Origin of the sequence: Pararhizobium arenae (assembly GCF_001931685.1) — a bacterium.
Classification (GTDB): Bacteria; Pseudomonadota; Alphaproteobacteria; order Rhizobiales; family Rhizobiaceae; genus Pararhizobium; species Pararhizobium arenae.
Window position 1 is genome coordinate 253,516 of the sequence record NZ_MOOY01000007.1, and the last position, 18,360, is coordinate 271,875.

15 protein-coding genes and 1 other RNA gene are annotated in these 18,360 nt (G+C 60.3%); 13 read left to right on the forward strand and 3 right to left on the reverse strand.

All coding sequences use genetic code 11. The features are described 5' to 3' along the window. Positions 1 to 8: 8 nt before the first annotated feature. Positions 9 to 1,259, reverse strand: coding sequence for a BtaA family protein (locus tag BLX89_RS17260; protein WP_075292191.1), 1,251 nt, complete (start codon positions 1,257 to 1,259; stop codon positions 9 to 11). 306 nt (positions 1,260 to 1,565) lie between these two features. On the opposite strand from BLX89_RS17260, the gene BLX89_RS17265 reads away from it, so the two are divergent. Together BLX89_RS17265 and BLX89_RS17270 are read left to right on the forward strand one after the other, a co-directional pair. Then, a complete protein-coding gene (locus BLX89_RS17265) occupies positions 1,566 to 3,122 on the forward strand; it encodes a putative bifunctional diguanylate cyclase/phosphodiesterase (RefSeq protein WP_158025963.1) in 1,557 nt (518 codons plus the stop codon). A 163-nt stretch (positions 3,123 to 3,285) separates the two neighbouring features. Continuing rightward, positions 3,286 to 4,635, forward strand: coding sequence for a serine hydrolase domain-containing protein (locus BLX89_RS17270; protein ID WP_075292193.1), 1,350 nt, complete (start codon positions 3,286 to 3,288; stop codon positions 4,633 to 4,635). 44 nt (positions 4,636 to 4,679) lie between these two features. Here the strand turns inward: BLX89_RS17270 and BLX89_RS17275 are convergent, their stop codons facing one another. Together BLX89_RS17275 and BLX89_RS17280 are read right to left on the reverse strand one after the other, a co-directional pair. After that, on the reverse strand, positions 4,680 to 5,858 hold the full coding sequence (locus tag BLX89_RS17275; protein ID WP_075292194.1) for a transglycosylase SLT domain-containing protein: 1,179 nt from the start codon (positions 5,856 to 5,858) through the stop codon (positions 4,680 to 4,682). A 380-nt stretch (positions 5,859 to 6,238) separates the two neighbouring features. Further along, entirely contained in the window at positions 6,239 to 7,453 is a 1,215-nt protein-coding gene (locus BLX89_RS17280; RefSeq protein ID WP_075292195.1) for a pyrophosphate--fructose-6-phosphate 1-phosphotransferase, read from the reverse strand. Positions 7,454 to 7,927: 474 nt separating this feature from the next. Between BLX89_RS17280 and BLX89_RS17285 the strand changes: the two genes are divergently transcribed. The 11 genes from BLX89_RS17285 to BLX89_RS17335 all read left to right on the forward strand — a co-directional run bounded on the left by BLX89_RS17285 (position 7,928) and on the right by BLX89_RS17335 (position 18,359). Continuing rightward, positions 7,928 to 8,635 (forward strand): J domain-containing protein, encoded by a 708-nt coding sequence (locus BLX89_RS17285; protein ID WP_075292196.1) that lies wholly within the window; start codon positions 7,928 to 7,930, stop codon positions 8,633 to 8,635. Beyond that, entirely contained in the window at positions 8,632 to 9,396 is a 765-nt protein-coding gene (locus BLX89_RS17290; RefSeq protein ID WP_075292197.1) for an N-acetylmuramoyl-L-alanine amidase, read from the forward strand. Before BLX89_RS17285 ends, BLX89_RS17290 begins: the two co-directional genes overlap by 4 nt. 245 nt (positions 9,397 to 9,641) lie before the next feature. After that, positions 9,642 to 10,175, forward strand: a complete 534-nt coding sequence (locus BLX89_RS17295; protein WP_075292198.1) for a lytic transglycosylase domain-containing protein — start codon at positions 9,642 to 9,644, stop codon at positions 10,173 to 10,175. Positions 10,176 to 10,301: 126 nt separating this feature from the next. Further along, complete coding sequence (locus BLX89_RS17300; RefSeq protein WP_075292199.1) at positions 10,302 to 11,495, forward strand: NAD(P)/FAD-dependent oxidoreductase; 1,194 nt, start codon at positions 10,302 to 10,304, stop codon at positions 11,493 to 11,495. Between the two features lie 58 nt (positions 11,496 to 11,553). Further along, an RNA gene (gene rnpB / locus BLX89_RS17305) (RNase P RNA component class A) lies at positions 11,554 to 11,948 on the forward strand. A 181-nt stretch (positions 11,949 to 12,129) separates the two neighbouring features. Then, on the forward strand, positions 12,130 to 12,603 hold the full coding sequence (locus BLX89_RS17310; protein ID WP_075292200.1) for a hypothetical protein: 474 nt from the start codon (positions 12,130 to 12,132) through the stop codon (positions 12,601 to 12,603). Between the two features lie 598 nt (positions 12,604 to 13,201). After that, complete coding sequence (gene mraZ / locus BLX89_RS17315; RefSeq protein ID WP_075292201.1) at positions 13,202 to 13,642, forward strand: division/cell wall cluster transcriptional repressor MraZ; 441 nt, start codon at positions 13,202 to 13,204, stop codon at positions 13,640 to 13,642. 14 nt (positions 13,643 to 13,656) lie between these two features. Next, positions 13,657 to 14,682, forward strand: coding sequence for a 16S rRNA (cytosine(1402)-N(4))-methyltransferase RsmH (gene rsmH / locus BLX89_RS17320; protein WP_075292202.1), 1,026 nt, complete (start codon positions 13,657 to 13,659; stop codon positions 14,680 to 14,682). A 3-nt stretch (positions 14,683 to 14,685) separates the two neighbouring features. Beyond that, positions 14,686 to 15,084, forward strand: coding sequence for a cell division protein FtsL (gene ftsL, locus BLX89_RS17325; RefSeq protein ID WP_075292203.1), 399 nt, complete (start codon positions 14,686 to 14,688; stop codon positions 15,082 to 15,084). After that, positions 15,084 to 16,826: a peptidoglycan D,D-transpeptidase FtsI family protein gene (locus BLX89_RS17330; RefSeq protein WP_075292204.1), complete on the forward strand. Its 1,743-nt coding sequence runs from the start codon at positions 15,084 to 15,086 to the stop codon at positions 16,824 to 16,826. Before ftsL ends, BLX89_RS17330 begins: the two co-directional genes overlap by 1 nt. Before the next feature lie 63 nt (positions 16,827 to 16,889). Continuing rightward, the gene (locus BLX89_RS17335; protein WP_075292205.1) at positions 16,890 to 18,359 is read left to right on the forward strand and encodes a UDP-N-acetylmuramoyl-L-alanyl-D-glutamate--2,6-diaminopimelate ligase; all 1,470 of its coding nucleotides are present in this window, start codon (positions 16,890 to 16,892) and stop codon (positions 18,357 to 18,359) included. The last annotated feature ends 1 nt before the right edge of the window (position 18,360 follow it).

Below are 18,360 nucleotides of genomic sequence, written 5' to 3' on the forward strand. Positions count from 1 at the left end.
GGAAAGGCTCACGGCTTCTTCCTGTAGATGTGGAAACCGCCATAGATGGCCGATCGATCCCTGTGGCCGAGTTCCATTGAACGGCTCGCGTCGTAATCCCACTGATTGAGCAGGGCTTCGGAGAGGCGACCGGTCAGAATGCTGTCTTCGGCAGCGGTGCGGAAGATCACCATGGCGCCGGGGGCTGCGGTACGGCTGATTTCACTCCAGAGATCGTTCAGCTGTGCGTCGGTCATCCAGTCCTGCGCGTCGAGCAGCACGTAACGATCAACGGTTCCGGCGGCCTTGCCGGAGAGTAGTTCGGTGTAGCTGGCGTGATGAACCGTAACGCGTTCTGCGCCGTCACGGATCGCGTCGCGACGGCTTTCCTGCAGGTAAAGCGGCAGAGCGCCTTCATGGGCCTGCGGATAGCGGCGGGCGAAGGCCTGCCAGGCAAAATAGTTTTCCTTCAAGGGGAAGTGACACACCAGCTTTTCGAGTCGCGCCCGCAACACGCTCGAAAGCGAGCGTTCTTCGCTGAGCCGCGCCAGTTCGTCGAACTGCTGCGGCGGGATACCAAGGCCGAAGAGCGAACTTTTGCGCGCCGTAATCCAGCGCACCACCGGGCGGTCGAAAAGGGGCGCCAGGCGCTCATCGAAAAACTGGCGCTGTTCGCGAATGGAGCGTGCCTTCACCAGTTCCTTCGGATCCACACCGTGCAACCGCGCGAGCAGATGCCCGAGCCCGATGAAACGGCCAAGCAGGCCGGTGCGGTAGATGTTGCGCGAGAAAACGCGGATGCGACGACGTCCGATCAGGTCGCGGCCGTTCCAGTAGTCGCGCGTCTCCCGGTCGAGCTTGGAGGCGATGAAGAGGTCGAAAGCCTGGATATTGCTGGCGTGCCCGGCTTCGGCGAAAAAGCGGCGTATATCGCCATAGCTCGGCAGATGCCGGAAGGCGGCAAGCTTGAGCCGGTTCAGCGCGATGTGATGCCGGTTGAGATCAACCACATCAATCTTGGCCGGTCCGGCGGAAAGATAGGCCAGCATGTTGCAGCCGCCGGACCCGATCGTGACGATCCTGTGGTGCGGCTTGATCTGCATCGCCTCCATATCCACGGCCGGGTCTTCCCAGATTTGCGGGTAGACGAGCCCGGAAAACAGGAGGCCGAACAGCCGTTCGGAAAGGCCGGCCGGGCTGAGGGCGTCGTGTTGAAGAAGGGCGGTCTTGAGCTTGGCTTTGGTGCTGCCATAGCCGGCATCGGGGGCGAGATCAGTCATTGCGCTGCCATCCGTTTTGAAGTTGACCGCTTTTATGGCGAGTCCGCTACAGTTTGATGACGTCATAAAGGAACAACCGCGCCGCCAATCTGGATGATGGGGCAAGGTTCGTGGCCATATACGCGCCGATTGCGCATCAAGCGTTTGTTAAACATGGCAGTTCGCACATTGCGTGTGGCGATGACACATTCATGATTTGGTAGCGAAATGGTTTATACAGTCCCCCCAATTTTAATGAGGCACATTTTCCATGTGCCATTTTGCGAAACCAGTCACAGCAGAATCAAATCTGTCGGGATGAACATGATGTTTAAGGTGTTTCCGCTCAGCTCCGAACCCCGCAATGCCTTGATCGGCATGGTTGCAGGCGTGTCGCTGCCCACTGTCCTGTGCCTCGGCCATAACGTCATGGGCGATGGCTCACCGCTGACCGTCGGTATGCTGGCCTTGTCGACGACGGTTGCCTTGCCCTTGATGAGCGGAGCGCTCGTGTTCCAGTGGAGCCGTTCTCGCGCACGCTTGATTGCGGAGCTGGAACGGAGGCGGGAAACGGAGGAGAAACTCTCCCGGGCCGTCTACACCGATCAGCTGACGGGCATTGCCAACCGTTTTGCCCTGGAGCGGGACTTCAACGCCGAGCCCGCGGACGGGGAGAAGACCTGTGGCGCGCTTCTGCTGCTTGATCTCGATCGCTTCAAATTCGTCAACGACACCATGGGGCACGATGCCGGCGATCAGCTGCTCGTGATGCTCGCCAATCGTTTGACAAGTGCCCTGAGCGGCGTTGCCGGCATTTACCGTCTGGGCGGCGATGAATTTGTCGTGGTTGTCGGCGGAACTCCGTCCGAGGGCAAGATTCATGATGTCATCGAGGTCATCGAAGCCCTGTTTCTGGAGCCCTTCGTGCTCGGTGCCGGCAAGTTCTGGAGTTGCGTCAGCATCGGCGTGGCCCGCGCCGCAGACAGCGATGGATCGATGTCCGAGCTTTTGAAGCAAGCCGATCTCGCGCTTTACAAGGCCAAGGAAATTCCCGGCAATGGGCATGTCTTCTACACCGCCGAGATCGCCGCCGAAGCGTGTCGGAAGCTTGAGATCGAACACGATCTTTCCCGCGCGCTGGCAGCCGGTGAGTTTTTCCTCGAGTACCAGCCGATCGTCGGCGTCGAAAGCCGTGCGGTGCGGTCGTTCGAGGCGCTCATTCGCTGGCGCCACCCGCTAAAGGGCGTCATTGCGCCTGATGTCTTCATCGGTGCTGCGGAAAAGACCGGCATGATCCTGCCGATTGGCAACTGGGTGATGCGGACCGCCTGTCTGGAGGCTTCGCGCTGGCCGGCACCGACGGGCGTCGCCGTCAATGTCGCCGGGGACCAGTTCAAGGATCGCGCCTTCGTGCCTTTCGTCAAGCAGTGCCTTTCCGAAGCCGGGCTTGCGCCGGGCCGCCTGACGATCGAGGTTACCGAATCGATCTTCTCCGTCGATGCGGACGTCATCTGCGAAAGTCTCGCGGAACTGCGCAGCCATGGTGTTCGTGTGGCGCTGGATGATTTCGGCATCGGTTTTTCGTCGATCAACAACCTGAGACGCTTTCCTCTCGATCAACTCAAGGTAGATCGATCCTTCACCCGCGCCATGCTCGCCAATCGGCGGGATGCGGAACTCGTGGATATCATCCTGCAGCTCGGCAGCACCTTTCAGGTTTCGACGACGATAGAAGGCATCGAAACGGAAGGGCAGCTCGAATTCGCGCGCTCCCGTGGCGTCGCCGAAGCCCAGGGGTTCCTGATCTCCCGCCCGGTGTCCGCCGCTGACGTGATGGGGATCCTTGAGCGCGGACGCGTTCAATCCGAAAGCCTTCGCGCCTGATGGATACAGCTATTTCTGCTTTTTGATCAATGGCCTGCCAGATTTTACGGAATTGATGGCGGCGGCCCCTTCCTAAGCGGAGCAAATCCTGTTTTTCTGACCGCGCTCTTTTGATGTGCAGGCGGACCATGTTCCGCATCCGGCAGAAACAGAGGCGAGGTGCATGCGTAAACTTTTGAAGTGGCTTGCGGGTTCGGCAATCGTCATCGTTGCGTCAGCTGCCGCCTGGCTTGCCGTTGCGCCGCCGGAACTTTTGCGGGTTGGCGACGCCTATGCGGCCAAGATCGTCTGTTCGAACGTCTTTCTCGCCGATCGTGACGCAGCCGATGTTCTCGCCGAGGACGTACAGGCACCCGGCCACCCGCTTCTGCGGTTCATTCGCGTATCCGTCGATGAGGCTCGCAAATCGGTCACCGCCCGCATCTTCGGTTTTGCAGCACCCGGCCATGCCATTTACAGGGAGGGTCTCGGCTGCACCACCGTCGCCGACGGCGATTTCGCCGCCTTTCCCGGCAATCGCCAGTTGCGTCGGCGCGGTGCGGCGGGTGATGAGGCCAAGCCATGGCCGGAAGGCGAAGGACTGGTCACGGAACCGGCGCTGCAATCGATTGTGTCCAACGACCAGCTCGCGGGGCCGGGTTTCCGCGCTATCGTCGTCGTCAGAAACGGGCGCATCGTGGCGGAGCGGTATGGCGAAGGTTTTAATCGCGCTACTCCCTTGCTCGGCTGGTCCATGACCAAGACCGTGACTGCCGCCCTTGTCGGCCTTCGTGTCCGGGATGGGCAGATGGCGCTTGATCGAGGCGACCTGCTGCCGCAGTGGCGCAACGATCCGCGCAGCGACATCAAGCTGTCAGACCTCCTTGCAATGCAGAGCGGCCTTGAGTTCAATGAGGATTACGGGTCCGTGACGGACGTCACGCGCATGCTGTTTCTGGAGGGGGACATGGCCGGCTTTGCGGCAGCCAAGCCTCTCAGCGCAACGCCGGGGACCCAGTTCAGCTATTCCAGCGGTACAAGCACGCTTGTCTCTCGCCTTTGGATGGAGACCTTCGGCAGTACGCGGGAAGCGTTGGTCTTTCCGCGCGTCGCGTTGTTTCGTCCGCTTGGCATGAGCAGTGCGGTGCTGGAACCGGATGCTCACGGAACCTTCGTCGGCTCGTCCTATATGTATGCGACAGCGCGCGACTGGGCGAGGTTCGCGTTGTTCCTGCTGCGCGATGGACGCTGGAACGATCAGCAGATTTTGCCTGAGGGTTTCGTCGATTTCATGCGCACACCGACGAAGGCATCGAACGGTGTCTACGGCGCGGGGCAGGTCTGGATAAACGGACCCGGAAACAAGTCGATCGACCTGCCGGATGATGCGTACTGGATGCAGGGCCATGACGGGCAGACGGTACTGCTGGTTCCGTCACTTGATCTTGCCGTGGTGCGCCTTGGCCTTACTCCGTCGTCGCTCGGTTACGATGTTCGAACGTTGGACGCGGAAATCATAAAGGCGATCCGTTGATCGCCTTTTGAAGTTTATTCCATGCGAATGGCCGGTAGCGCTTGTCAGCGCATGTCGAGTTCGTCGAGGAGGCCCTTGCGCTTGGCCGTGTAATAATAGCCGCTGGCGTACAGCTTGACGGCGTTGTCGTGCTGGTTGTCGGCAACGACAAAGGCGCCACGCAGATATCGGGTGGCATACTTCAGATTGGTCTCCGCATCGAACAGGCCTTCAGCGGGGCCATTGTAGCCGAGTCCCTTGGCCGTGTTGTAGCGGATCTGCATCAGGCCGTAATTGCCGTTGTGGTAGGCGCGCGGATTGTAGGTGCTTTCGCGCTTCACGACGCGATGCACCAGTTCTTCCGGCAGGTTGTTCAGCTTGGCATAAAAAGCGATGAGGCGATCCAGTTCCGGCCGCGAGCTGGTCGGCTTGGCAGCGAGCGCTGTCGTCAGGGACGCCGGCGTTGCGCTTGCAGCGGCGTATCCGACGGCAGAGCCCGGGCGCGGCATCGGCACGATCATCTGCTTGGCGACAAGGTTTTCAAGGCCCATCGGTTCGCCGGTATCGAAGTCCGATTCCATCGCCGCCATCGTGTACATGCCCTGCGGGATCTGCGGCGAGGTTTTCAGCGAAGCGGTCTGGACCAGTGCTGCGGCAGCCACCGGGAGCGCCTCCTGTTGCGGAACGGCAGAGGCGACCTGGGCAGGCGAAGCCGGCAGAGCGGTTTCCGCCGTCGCGAAGGCGGTCTGAGGAATGTCAGGACGGGCGGTCGGTACGCCGGGATTGCCGGGGACGACGAACGTGGTCGCAGCCGCTGCTGCCGCGAGATCGACCGGCGGTGGTGCATCGGAATCGACAACGGATGTGGTTGCTGCCGCAGCCGTTGCAGGCGCTGCCGTGGTGGCTGCTGCCGTTGCCGTGGCTGTCTCGTTTGTGGGAGCCTTTGCTTCAGCGGCGGGGTTGGTCATGGTGCCGAGCTGGGCGGCTGCCTGTTGAGCGGGCGTCAAAGAAGAATTTGCAGTGGCGTAGGCGGTTGGCGTAGGGACAGTGCCATTTTGTGTGGCAGGTACTGCGTAAGCGGCGGTTTGCGTTTGGCCCTGCGGTTGAGGCTTGGCCGTCTGAATCGCGGAGAGCTGTTTTGTCGAGGTGCTTTCGACGCTGGAGCATCCCGTTATCAGAGCCGCCGATGCAAGGGCACACGCCGTAAGAATCTGATTCGAAACGGTAAAACCGAACTTTGCCATTCTGTCGCTTTCCTGCTGTCGAGCCTTTCGGCTTCTCGCAATTCGGCGGTCAAAGGCCGCCAGACGTAGAGCTTCATTAACCTATAGACCAGTGGATCGCAAGAAGGCGGTCACATATGGCCTTTGTTCAGGCGCCTGCACGCCGCAAACGGGCCGTCAAAAGGCCGGCGCATATCAGCAGCGAGCCGCCTGCCCGGTTGACGATCCGTTGTATTTTCGAGGCCGAAGCAAGCCCATTTCCGATCGATATCATGGGTACGCCCTATAGCGGCGCAAGCCTGCGCGAAGCCTTCGGAACTATTGTTTCGCAGCGAGGGAGGACGAAAGCCGTGGGGCGGGCGAGGGGGCCGCGCCCGCCCCATGGATGTCCTGGCAGGCTGTCAGGCGCCCGCGCGCCAAGGCTGGCCGATATGGGTCATGACGTCGCCGAACCATTTGGCCGACGTGTCGAAATGCTTGCCGCCCTTGATGCGCGGGAACTCGATCGTGCGCAGCTTGCCGTTCTGGTCCTCGTCATGGCCGGTTACGCCGGACACCTTGTTAAGGGCGCTTTCGACCGCGAGATCCACCATCCCCTGGATGAGGCGCAAGTCGTCCTGGTTTGCCGGAGCGGAGCGGGCATAGTAGCCGGATTTCTGAACCATGGAGCGTTCCGCGCCCAGCAGGTTGGCAAACTGCTTGGAGAACCAGTTGCCCACATTGATGGTGTCGATCTTCACATGGCCGAAGGCGTCGCGCTTGATGGTTTCGCCGGCTGCTTCCCGCTCGGCGACGATCGCGTCGAGGCAGGCGCCTTCGCTCACGAACAGGGTGACGTAACCGGCCTTGTTCATGACCTCGCGCAACCGCTCCGCCTCGGCGTTCAGGTCGAAGGCCATTTCCGGCAGGTAGAGACCGTCGATGTTCTTCATCTGCGCGTTCATCATGAAGCCGTCGACGAATTCCTTCTCGCCAGTCATCTTGATGTAGGCCTGCGCCGTGGCAGCAGTCAGCCAGCCCGAATGGCGGCCCATGACCTCATGAACGACGAGCGTCTTTGGGGCGGCGCTTTGCTCGTTGCTGACGTGGTCGAAGAAGCGGGCCCCGTATTCGGCAGCCGTCCATGCGCCCAGCGTCTGGCGGATCGGCACCACGTCGTTGTCGACGGTCTTCGGCAAGCCGACGACGGTGAGGTTATAGCCATTGGCGCCAAGATAGGCGGCGAGGTCGGCGGCCGTGGTGTTGGTGTCGTCGCCGCCGATGGTGTGAAGAATGGTCACGCCATCCGCCGCCAGCCGCTCGGCGGCCACGCGCAGCGGGTTCTCGCCTTCCTTTACAAGCCCGCGCTTAACGCAGTCAGCCGCATTGGTCAGCTTCACACGGCTGTTGCCGATCGGCGAACCGCCGTGGCGGTGAAGGATAGCCGCCTTCTCGCGCATGTCGCGGGTGATTTCGATGCGATCGGCAAGCAGCAGCCCCTGATATCCCGAGCGATAGGCAATGAGTTCGATCTCCGGAGCGACATCGGTATAGCGCTCGATCAGGCCGCCAACGGCGGACGAAAGGCACGGGGCGAGCCCACCGGCGGTGAGCATGGCGACTTTCTGCTTGGGCATGATTTCTCCTCGGGTAGTGGCGGGGATGCGTGCCCCCGTTTCCGGCTGACTGTCTAGCGCAATTCCCATGCAAGGGAAATGACAGCCGGGCGCGCGCTGCGACTGCAAGCGGGAAATTTTAAAACAAAGCGTGCCCGGCTGTGTTTTGCATGGCGCAGCTCGACATCCTGCGAATGGCAGCTCGTTGGTTGGCGCATTGCTGCCTGAATATCGTTGTCCGCAAGTGACGGAAAAGGTTTGCTATTCTTTGAAAATAACGCGCTCCGCCGGCCTCTCCCGTGAAATGATGAGGGCCATCACAAAATTGTCAGATTGGCGATTCCGCAGGCTCGGAAGCTTGCTTTTTGTCGGTATTTCTGGTCAAGCTGGTTCTTCGCGACGGCAAAATGTGGGCGTCGCATTTCCGTTTTCCGTGCCTGAGAGCAGCCTTTGTTTTCACACGACCGGAACCGGCCTATGGGAAAGAACGTGCCTATGACTTTCTGGGACAGCCTGGTCGGTTTCGTCGCCGCGACGGGCAATGCGCTTGCGGGTGTGGTCGAGGCGATCCGGACGTTGTTCGAAGGTGACCCGGAAACCCGCCGCAAAGTGGCGTTTTCGGTCGCGATGATTGCGCTTTCGGCCAAGATGGCCAAGGCTGACGGTATCGTGACCGAGGCCGAGGTAAGCGCCTTCCGCGATATCTTCAAGTTCCCGGACGATCAGGCGCAGAATGTCGCGCGCCTCTACAATCTCGCCCGCCAGGACGTTGCCGGTTATGAGGCCTATGCGGAAAAGCTGTCCTCGCTTTGCATCTCCTGCGAGCAGAACTGCCCGATCCTCGAAGACATCATCGACGGACTGTTTCATATCGCCAAGTCCGATGGCGCGCTTCACGACAAGGAACTGAACTTCCTGCGCCGTGTCGCGGAGATCTTCCGCATGAAGGAAAGCCGCTTCGAAGAGATCATGGCCCGGCATGTGCATATCGACGGGATCGATCCCTACAAGGTTCTCGGCGTGTCTCCAAAGGATGATTTTTCGACGATCCGCAGCCGCTACCGCGTGCTGGTGACGGAAAACCATCCGGACATGCTGGTTGCGCGCGGCGTGCCGCAGGAGTTTCATGCGATCGCCAACGACCGGATGGCGGCGCTGAATGCGGCTTATGAAGCCATCGAGAAAGAACGCCGCGCCGCATGATAGAAGCATTCCCTGCTGATTACGCCAAGGCGCGCGTCGTGCCTTCGCCGAACCATGGCGAGCGGGCAGGGGGCGTGTCTCCCGATATCATTCTTCTGCACTACACCGGCATGCCGACTGCCGAAGGCGCGCTCGACTGGCTCTGTCGGGAAGAAAGTCAGGTTTCCTGTCACTATCTCGTCTATGAGGATGGTCGCGTGGACCAGCTCGTTCCGGAAAGCCGCCGCGCGTGGCATGCGGGCAAGAGCCTTTGGCAGGGCGAGACGGACGTGAACTCGCGTTCGATCGGTATCGAGATCGCGAATCAGGGGCATCCGGCTCTTCCGGCATTTCCCGAAAAACAGATCGCCGCCGTCGTCGAATTGTGTCGGGATTGTGGCGAACGCTGGTCGATCGCCCCTGAAAGGGTGCTGGGGCATAGCGATGTGGCCCTGATCCGCAAGGTCGATCCGGGCGAAAATTTTCCATGGAACATCCTCTTTAAGGGCGGAGTCGGGCATTGGGTTCCGCCGGCCCCAATCGGAGGCGGACGCTTCTTCCAAAAGGGAGATCAGGGTCAGCCGGTCGAGGCGATCCAGTCCATGCTCGGGCTTTACGGTTACGGAATTGAAGTCACAGGCGTTTTCTGTGAGAAGACGGAAGGCGCGGTTGCTGCATTCCAGCGGCATTTTCGCCCTGCGCAGGTGGATGGTATCGCCGATATTTCAACCCTCGATACGCTTCACAGACTGCTCTCGGCATTGCCGAAATTCCGGGCCTGACAGCTCTTTTTGCGGACGACCTTCGAAAATTCTAAACGGGTCGATATCCCTAATTTTGTGCGCTGCCACATGATTACCATGATGCACCGGCTTTTTCTGCCTCGTACCGAAGCGCAGGAAATGCAGGGGCTGTCAGTCTGAGACGTCAAGCTCTGTCCTGCCATTAAAGACCAGCAAGTGGGATCTTGCGGCAGGACGGGGTGCGTCCGGTGTGCCGCATCCCCGATACGGAGACTTCACACTCGATGCGAATTACAAAAGGTGCTGCGGTTGCGGCATGCTTCTGCATGCTCGTTTCCAGCGCGACGACGACCTATGCCGGGGGCATTCAAGACGAAATCATCAAGACTGAGGCCATTCCGTCGGTAGAACGGACGACAGGCTATCCCAAGCCCGACGTCGCCATCCAGGCGTCCGCCTACAGCGATATCATCGAAGATTACGCGGAAGAATACGGCGTTCCCGTCGATCTTGCGCATGCCATCGTCAAGGTCGAGAGCAACTTCAATCCGAAGGCACGCGGCAGTGCCGGCGAGATCGGCCTGATGCAGATCAAGCCCGCGACGGCGCGCATGATGGGCTACAAGGGCGGTCGCAACGGTCTGTTTGATCCGGAAACCAACATCAAGTTCGGCATGAAGTATCTGGCCCAGGCACATCAGCTGTCCGGCGGTTACACCTGCGGCACGGTGCTGCGCTACAATGCAGGTCATGGCGCCAAGCGCATGAACCCGGTGTCGCGCCGCTATTGCGGCAAGGTGCAGGCGATCCTCGGCTGATGCCGTCCGAAGGGCGGGCATATCGTCCCCGTCCTTGCGCAAGCCGGATCTGTTTTTGCGTACCGGCGCTTTGCGCATTTCCCGCCACTCATGCTATTCCCGATATCGGTCTTCGGAGTGGATGGCATGGCGGAAGAGTTTGATTTCATTGTTGTCGGCAAAGGCATGATGGGCGCTGCCGCCGGACGGCATCTTGCCCGTTCAGGCGCGAAGGTCGCTCTCGTCGGGCCTGACGAACCGTCCGACTGGCGGCGTCACGACGGCGTTTTCGCCAGCCATTACGACAATGGCCGCATCACCCGCACCATCGATCCCGATCCGGTCTGGGCGCGGCTCGCCTATCGGTCCATCGAACGTTATGCCGACATTGCCGAGCAGGGCGGAGTGGAGTTTTACAGTGAAGTTGGCTGCCTGCTGACCGCGAAAGCTCCTGGCGGTGATTGCGACTATCTCGACAACGTTCTTGCCGCCCGCGACCGCCTTCAGGTCGATGCTCCCTATCTCGAAGCCGATGCGATGGGCGCCAGGTTTCCGTATTTTGAGTTTCCCGCCGATTTTGGCGGCATCTTCGAGCCGAAAGGCGCGGGTCATATCAATCCGCGCGCGCTCGTGAAGGCACAGGTGAACGCTGCCGAAAAGGCCGGCGCTCGTATCGTCGCGCAGGAGGTTGTCGCCCTCACGGAGGAAACGAACGGCGTTCGCGTCGAGACAAGGGACGGTCTCCCGTTGAAGGCTGGCCGTGTGCTGATCTCCGCGGGCGGCTTCTCGATCTCGCGCAAGCTCTTTGCCCGCCCTCTCGATCTCGTCGTCCTCGGCCGCACGGTGCTGTTCGCCGAAGTCTCCGACGCGGACCTTGCGCGTTTCGCATCCATGCCCTCCTTGATCCTCAAGAGGGATACCGAAGACCAGAGCTTCTACATGCTGCCGCCAGTGCTTTATCCGGATGGTCGCAACTATATCAAGATCGGCGGCGATCCGACCGATATCCCGATGGAGGATGAGGCGGCTGCGCGGGCGTGGTTCCATGGCGAGGGGAGCCGGGAGGCGGCGGCCCATATGGCGAAACTCATCGCCGGCGTGATGCCGAACTTCAATCCCGTTTCGACCCACTCGGCGCCTTGCGTCACCACCTACACGCCGCACGGCTACCCCTTCATCGGCTTCACCGACAGCGATCGCATCGCGACCGTCACCGGCGGTAACGGCGCGGCGGCCAAGAGCTCGGACGAAATCGGCCGTCTCGGCGCCTCGCTGGTGCTGAACGGCGTGCTCGATGCCCAGGAATACGAGACGGATTTCGCTGTCTCCTACCGGCAATAGCACCTGAATCTGCGATTGCCTCTGGCAATTGCCGGTCGCCTCGGTTAAGCACCGCCTGCCAGTTGGCCGGGCAGCCGCTCTCCGCTAGGGCCGAAAGGCTGCGGGGGGAGGAAAGTCCGGGCTCCACGGAAAGACGGTGCCGGATAACGTCCGGCGGGGGCGACCCTAGGGAAAGTGCCACAGAAAGCAAACCGCCGCCTTCGGGCGGTAAGGGTGAAAGGGTGGGGTAAGAGCCCACCGCGGTCATGGCAACATGAACGGCACGGTAAACCCCACCGGGAGCAAAACCGAATAGGGATAACGTGGAGCGCGCAAGCGCTCCGGCCTTTTCCGGGCTAGTTATCCGGGTGGGTTGCAAGAGGCATCGCGCAAGCGCTGTCCCAGATGAATGGCTGCCACGTTCCGGCCTCGGCCGGAGCCATACAGAACCCGGCTTACAGGCCAACTGGCAAATTTTCTTTTTTGATTGTTTGGGTGCTGTCACCCTCTGTGAGGGTGAGCAGGTCCTGCTACTGGCCCAACGCAGTCGCCGATCATATTGCAGTGAAACCCGCGATATATAAAATTGCTCAATCTCAATGCGTAATTGTTTGAATGTTTTTGAGCTACTCCTACGCGCAAATGGGAGTTGAGAATGCGAGTTATATTTGTCCTCACTGCAGCGGCACTCGTAACTGCTGGTTTATTCGTCACCATGAAGATTCCCAACGTCAAAGCTGTAGAGCGGCTCTTGACCAGCTATCGTGCCGATCCTGAAGAAACTTCAAAGCGGCTTGAGGCAGCGGTTCTCGAATGCACGCCAGGTATTGCAGAAAGCCCAATTGGCATTGACTTCGCGAAGACAATTATCACGCCCCTGTACGTCAACACTCTTGAGCTTCGGATCAAGGGAGCGTCCAAAAGCAATTTCAATTTGCAACTTCAAGAGTGGATCAAAACCAATCATCCAGAGCTTTTGACAGCCCTACCAGACAGGGATTTTCGTGAGTTGGTTGGCTATCTCAAAAAAGTTGGAGAAGATGACGTTGAAAACTGCATTCTTTCTTCCGCGATATCGGGTGAGAGCGTCATGAAAACGAGCTCGAATAAATGGGACCTCCGCATCTAGCCTCAGAACCTTCAAGATGAACCGCTCTTAGCGCGAAGCAGTCGTAAGCGACCGTTCCCAATACCCGCAGTTATGGGTGGGGGAGAAATGATATGCAGCCCTTTCCGTGCATGCTTTTCCGCGCCTCATCTAGACGTTGCCGAATCGATTTTTAAGCTCTTTCGCCCAACTCTCTGACGCCAGCAGAAATGCCGTCCCGGAAAATAAACCCGACCATTTCCGCTCCAGTCCTCAGGCTCAGTTTTTAACCTCACCTTAACCATTCGAATTTAGATTTAAGAAACTGTTTTTGTTCGGGGTCGATCCGGGCGGAAAAGGGTTTCGGGGCCGCGCTGCAGACGTCGGCGATCCTCAGCTCAGCCGTCGGGATGCGAGCTCAAGAAGGTTTCGTCCCATTGACGCCCATATGGTCCCATGTTATCCCAATCATGCACTGCACAAGGGCGGTTTGAGGCCCAATCATCAAGCGTTTTGCAAGTGCTCCTAGCGGGGCGTGTGTCCGGGCATGTCGTCCGGCGGTCGTCTGTTGCGTGTATTGTTGGGGTGGCGTTCGGACGGTTTCGTCCGGCAGGGGCGTCCAGGGTTTCCGTATCGCGTCATGAACCGTTTTCTGTCCCATGCGACGCAGCGTATCGATGCGAAGGGGCGCGTTTCCGTTCCCTCGGCGTTTCGGGCGGTGATGTCGGCGTTGGATATCAGGGAATTATACTGCTTTCAGGATTTCGTGTTTCCGGCTATCAGCGCCGGCGGTCCGGAATTGCTGAATCGTTTCGAGAAGCAGATCGCGCTGGAGGATTCTCTCTCGGCGCAGGCCAATCAGATGTCGCTCCTGGTTCATGGGGGCGGGGTCTTCATGAAGCTCGATCAGGAAGGTCGGCTGGCGGTCACGGATTTCATCCGCGATTTCACCGGCATAACCAGCGAGGTGACCTTCGTTGGGCGGGCGGATCATTTTCAGTTGTGGGCACCGCAGGCGTTCCTCGAAGCGCAGGCGAGTGCGCGCGAAGAGCGCAGATTGCGAGGTCTGCGGTCTCAGTAGAGTGGAGAGACGGAATGGTGGCGGATCAAGGCGGAGGTTCCACTGAAGCCGATGGCGGACCGGTTCGCCACATTCCGGTTCTTCTTCGCGAAGTGCTTTCGAGCCTTGAGCCGGCTCCGGGAAAAATCATCCTGGACGGCACTTTCGGGGCGGGCGGCTATACCTCGGCGATCCTCAAAGCTGGTGCCGATGTCATCGCGCTCGATCGCGATCCCAATGCGATCGCCGGCGGGCAGGCTCTGGTCGCTGCGAGTGACGGCCACTTGCAACTCATCCAGTCCCGGTTTTCCGAGCTTGCCGATCACGCGCCTGCAGGCGGCCTAGATGGCGTGGTGCTCGACATCGGCGTCTCCTCCATGCAGATCGATGAAGCCGATCGCGGCTTCTCTTTCCAGAAAAAGGGGCCGCTCGATATGCGCATGTCGGCCGCCGGCGTATCGGCCGCCGATGTCGTCAATCGCGCCAAGGTTTCCGATCTCACCCGCATCTTCGGCTTCCTCGGAGAAGAGCCGCAGTCCGGCCGCATTGCCCGCGCCATCGAAAAGCGTCGCGCCGAAGAGCCGTTCGTCACGACCCGCGATCTCGCCGGCCTCATCGAAATCGTCACCCCGCGCAAGGCCAAGGACAAGATTCATCCGGCGACCCGCGTCTTCCAGGCGCTGCGTATTTTCGTCAATGACGAACTCGGCGAACTTGCCCAGGCGCTGTTTGCTGCCGAGCGGGCGCTGAAGCCCGGCGGCGTGTTGTCCGTCGTCACCTTCCATTCGCTGGAAGACCGTATCGTCAAGAAATTCTTCTCCGATCGCGCCGGCAAGGCTTCCGGCTCACGTCACATGCCTCTCGTCCATCAACGTGCGGCAACCTTCGCACCAGTTGGTAAGTCTATGGTTTCGGCCAGCGAAGAAGAAGCGGCCCTCAATCCGCGCGCCCGGTCCGCCAAGTTGCGATCGGCCGTGCGTACCGAAGCCCCTCCTGAGGCCGATGATATGTCCATCTTCGATTTGCCGAACCTTGCAAGCCTTGGAAAGATGGGGGCCTGAGACATGCTGCGTACCCTGGATATTGCCCTGATCGTCGTCATGACCGCTGCTGCGACCGTCACTTACACGATCAAGCATCAGGCTGAGAACAAGCTTGAGGAAGTCCGCAGGCTCGATGCCGCAATCAAGCTCGAGGAAGACACGATCGATCTGCTGCGGGCCGACTGGTCGCTGCTGACCCAGCCGAGCCGTCTCGAAAAGCTTGTCGGCGTCTATCAGCAGGATCTCCAGCTCATCCAGACCGCACCGACGCAACTCGCCAGGCCGCAGGAACTTCCAATGCTGAAGGCGGATGTGCCCGTGGAGGACGAGATCGCCAAAGGCAAGGACGGCAAGCCGGTCGCCAAGACGGCGAAGGCCGAAAAGACAGACAATATCCAAACCGGTTCGGTGGCCAACTGATGTCCTTTTTGTCGCGTATCATGGTGGTTAAGAGCAAGGCGCATTTCTCCGCTGGCGGCAGCAATCGTCCCGGCGAAGTCAACGGCACCTTTGTCGGCAGCAGGAAGAAAAGCGGCAGTCAGGCCCGCAGTCGCGTCGCGATCATGATCTTCGGCTTTACCGCCTTCTATTGCGTCATCGGCGGGCGCCTCGTGCAATATGGTCTTGCCCAACCGGACACCGTGTCGAGCATCGGTCGTGCCGATAACCTCATGGCCTCGCGCCCCGATATTCTCGATCGCAACGGCGAAATTCTCGCCACCGACATTCGCACCGTCTCGCTCTATGCCGAGCCGAACAAGATTGTCGATGCCGACGAGGCCGTCGAACAGCTCTCCACAGTGCTGCCCAACCTCAATGTTGCCGACATCTACAACAAGCTGAAGTCCAAATCGCGCTTCCAGTGGCTGCGCCGTCAGCTGACACCGAAGCAACAGAGCGAGATTCTGGCGCTCGGCATTCCCGGGATCGGTTTCCGTCCGGAAAAGCGCCGCTTCTATCCGGGTGGCCCGACGGCTGCTCACATCGTCGGCCACGTCAACGTTGACAACCGGGGCATCGCCGGCATGGAGCGGTACATCGACAGCCAGGGGCTCGCCGATCTCGCCGCCATCGGCATGACCAGCGACGCCAAGCTGGAGCCGGTCAAGCTTTCCATCGATCTGCGTGTGCAGAACATCGTGCGCGATTCCGTCCTGAACGCGATGACCGAATACCAGGCGATCGCGGCCGGCGCTGTGGTCATGGACGTGCATACCGGCGAAATCCTGGGCATGGCCTCCGTGCCGGACTACGATCCGAACAATCCGGCGGGCGGCGCCCAGGAAGGCTGGATGAACCGCATGTCGAACGGCACGTTCGAAATGGGCTCCACCTTCAAGTCCTTCACGACCGCGATGGCGCTCGATTCCGGCAAGGTGACGCTGAAGGACAGCTTCGACGCCCGTTTCCCGATCCGTATCGGCGGCTTCACCATCAAGGATTTCCACGGCAAGCATCGCGTGCTGACCGTTCCGGAGATATTCCAGTATTCGTCCAACATCGGCACTGCCAAGATGGCCGATATCGTCGGCATCGACGCGCACAAGGAATTTCTCACCCGCATAGGCCTGCTTTCGAAGATGCAGACCGAGCTTCCGGAAGTGAAGATGCCGAGCCAGCCGCGTGTCTGGAAGAAGATCAACTCGATCACCATTTCCTTCGGTCACGGCGTCTCGACCACGCCGCTTCAGACTGCTGTTGCCGGTGCGGCTCTCATCAATGGCGGCAAGCTCATCGAGCCGACCTTCCTGCCGCGCACGGTCGACGAGGCCGACGCGGTGGCTGTCCCGGTCATCAAGAAAAGCACCAGCGACGACATGCGCTATCTCTTCCGCTACAACGGCATTTATGGCTCGGGCAAGAACGCTCTCGTGCCCGGCTACAATGTCGGCGGCAAGACCGGCACCGCCGACAAGGTGGTCAACGGCCGCTACGCCCACGACCTGAACTTCAACGCCTTCCTTGCCGGCTTCCCGATCGACAATCCGCGCTACATCGTTCTCTCCTTCATCGATGCGCCCAAGACGGGTGAAAAAGGTGTCCGCACGGCGGCCGGCAACGCCGCGCCGATCGTCCGCAACATCATCAGCCGTTCGGCGCCGCTTTTAGGTGTGGAGCCGAAGTTCGGGGAAGATGGTTCTGCCTTGCTGGTGTCTTATTGACCGTGGAATGACAGGCGCAAGGATTCGCCAAGGGGCGCGTCAAACAGTTTGAAAGTGCAGTCCATGAAGCTCAATGAACTCCTTGGAGGGGATTTCCCTGAAATCGCCGCGCAGCTCACCGATGGCCGTGGCGATATAGATATTCGCGGCATCACTGCGGACAGTCGCAAGGTCGAGCCGGGGTCTCTCTTCGTCGCACTTTCCGGCACAAAGGCTGACGGTGCTTCGTTTATTGTAGATGCGATTTCCAAGGGCGCTGCCGCAGTCGTTTCCGAACACGCGGTTGCCGGTTCGTCCGTTCCGGTTCTTGAGACGTCCACGCCCCGCCGCGCCCTCGCGCTCGCCGCCGCCCGCTTCTACGGCCGACAGCCGGGCACCATGGTTGCCGTCACCGGCACCGCCGGCAAGACATCCGTTGCCTCTTTCACCCGCCAGATCTGGGCGCATGCTGGTTATGCGGCCGCGATGATCGGCACGACCGGCGTCATAGCCCCTGGCCGCAACGACTATGGCTCGCTGACGACCCCCGATCCGGTTTCGTTGCACCAGCTGCTCGCCGAACTTGCCGGCGAAGGCGTGACCCATGCCGCCATGGAAGCCTCTAGCCACGGTCTCGACCAGTCGCGCCTCGATGGCGTGAAGCTCGCTGCCGCCGGCTTTACCAATCTCGGCCGCGATCACATGGATTACCATCCGACCGTCGAAGATTACATGGCTGCCAAGATGCGCCTCTTCGATACGCTGATGCCGAAGGGCTCGCCCGCCGTGATCTTCGCCGATGGCGAGTGGTCCGGGAAGGCGATCGAAGCCGCGGCGAAGGCCGGCCAGGACATTCGCACCGTCGGCCGCAAGGGCGATTTCCTGACCTTGAAGCGCGTCGAGCACTTCCGCCACAAGCAGATTGCGGAAGTCCACATCGACGGCGAAATCTTCGAGGTTCACCTGCCGCTCGCGGGCGATTTCCAGATTTCCAATGCGCTGGTTGCCGCCGGGCTTGCGATTTCCACCGGCGTTTCGCCGAAGGTCGCCATGGCGGCACTCGACAGGCTCACCGGTGCGTCCGGCCGTCTCGAATTGGTCGGCCACACGGCTGACGGCGCGCTCGCCTATGTCGATTACGCTCACAAGCCCGATGCGCTTGAAAACGTCCTGACGTCGGTGCGTCCTTTCACAACCGGTCGTGTCATCGTCGTCTTCGGTTGCGGCGGTGATCGTGACAAGGGCAAGCGGCCGATCATGGGCGAGATCGCCACGCGCCTTGCCGATGTGGTGATCGTCACCGATGATAATCCGCGCTCGGAGGTTCCGGCGACCATCCGCAGCGAGATCATGGCAGCCGCACCAGGCGCCACCGAGATCGGTGACCGCGCCGAGGCGATCAAGGCCGCCGTCGCGATGCTGACATCCGGCGATACGCTGATTGTCGCCGGCAAGGGGCATGAGGAGGGTCAGACTGTAGGCTCGTTCACGCTGCCGTTCTCCGACCATGCCGAGCTGAAAAAGGCCCTTGAGGCAAACGCGGGAGGCCGCTGAT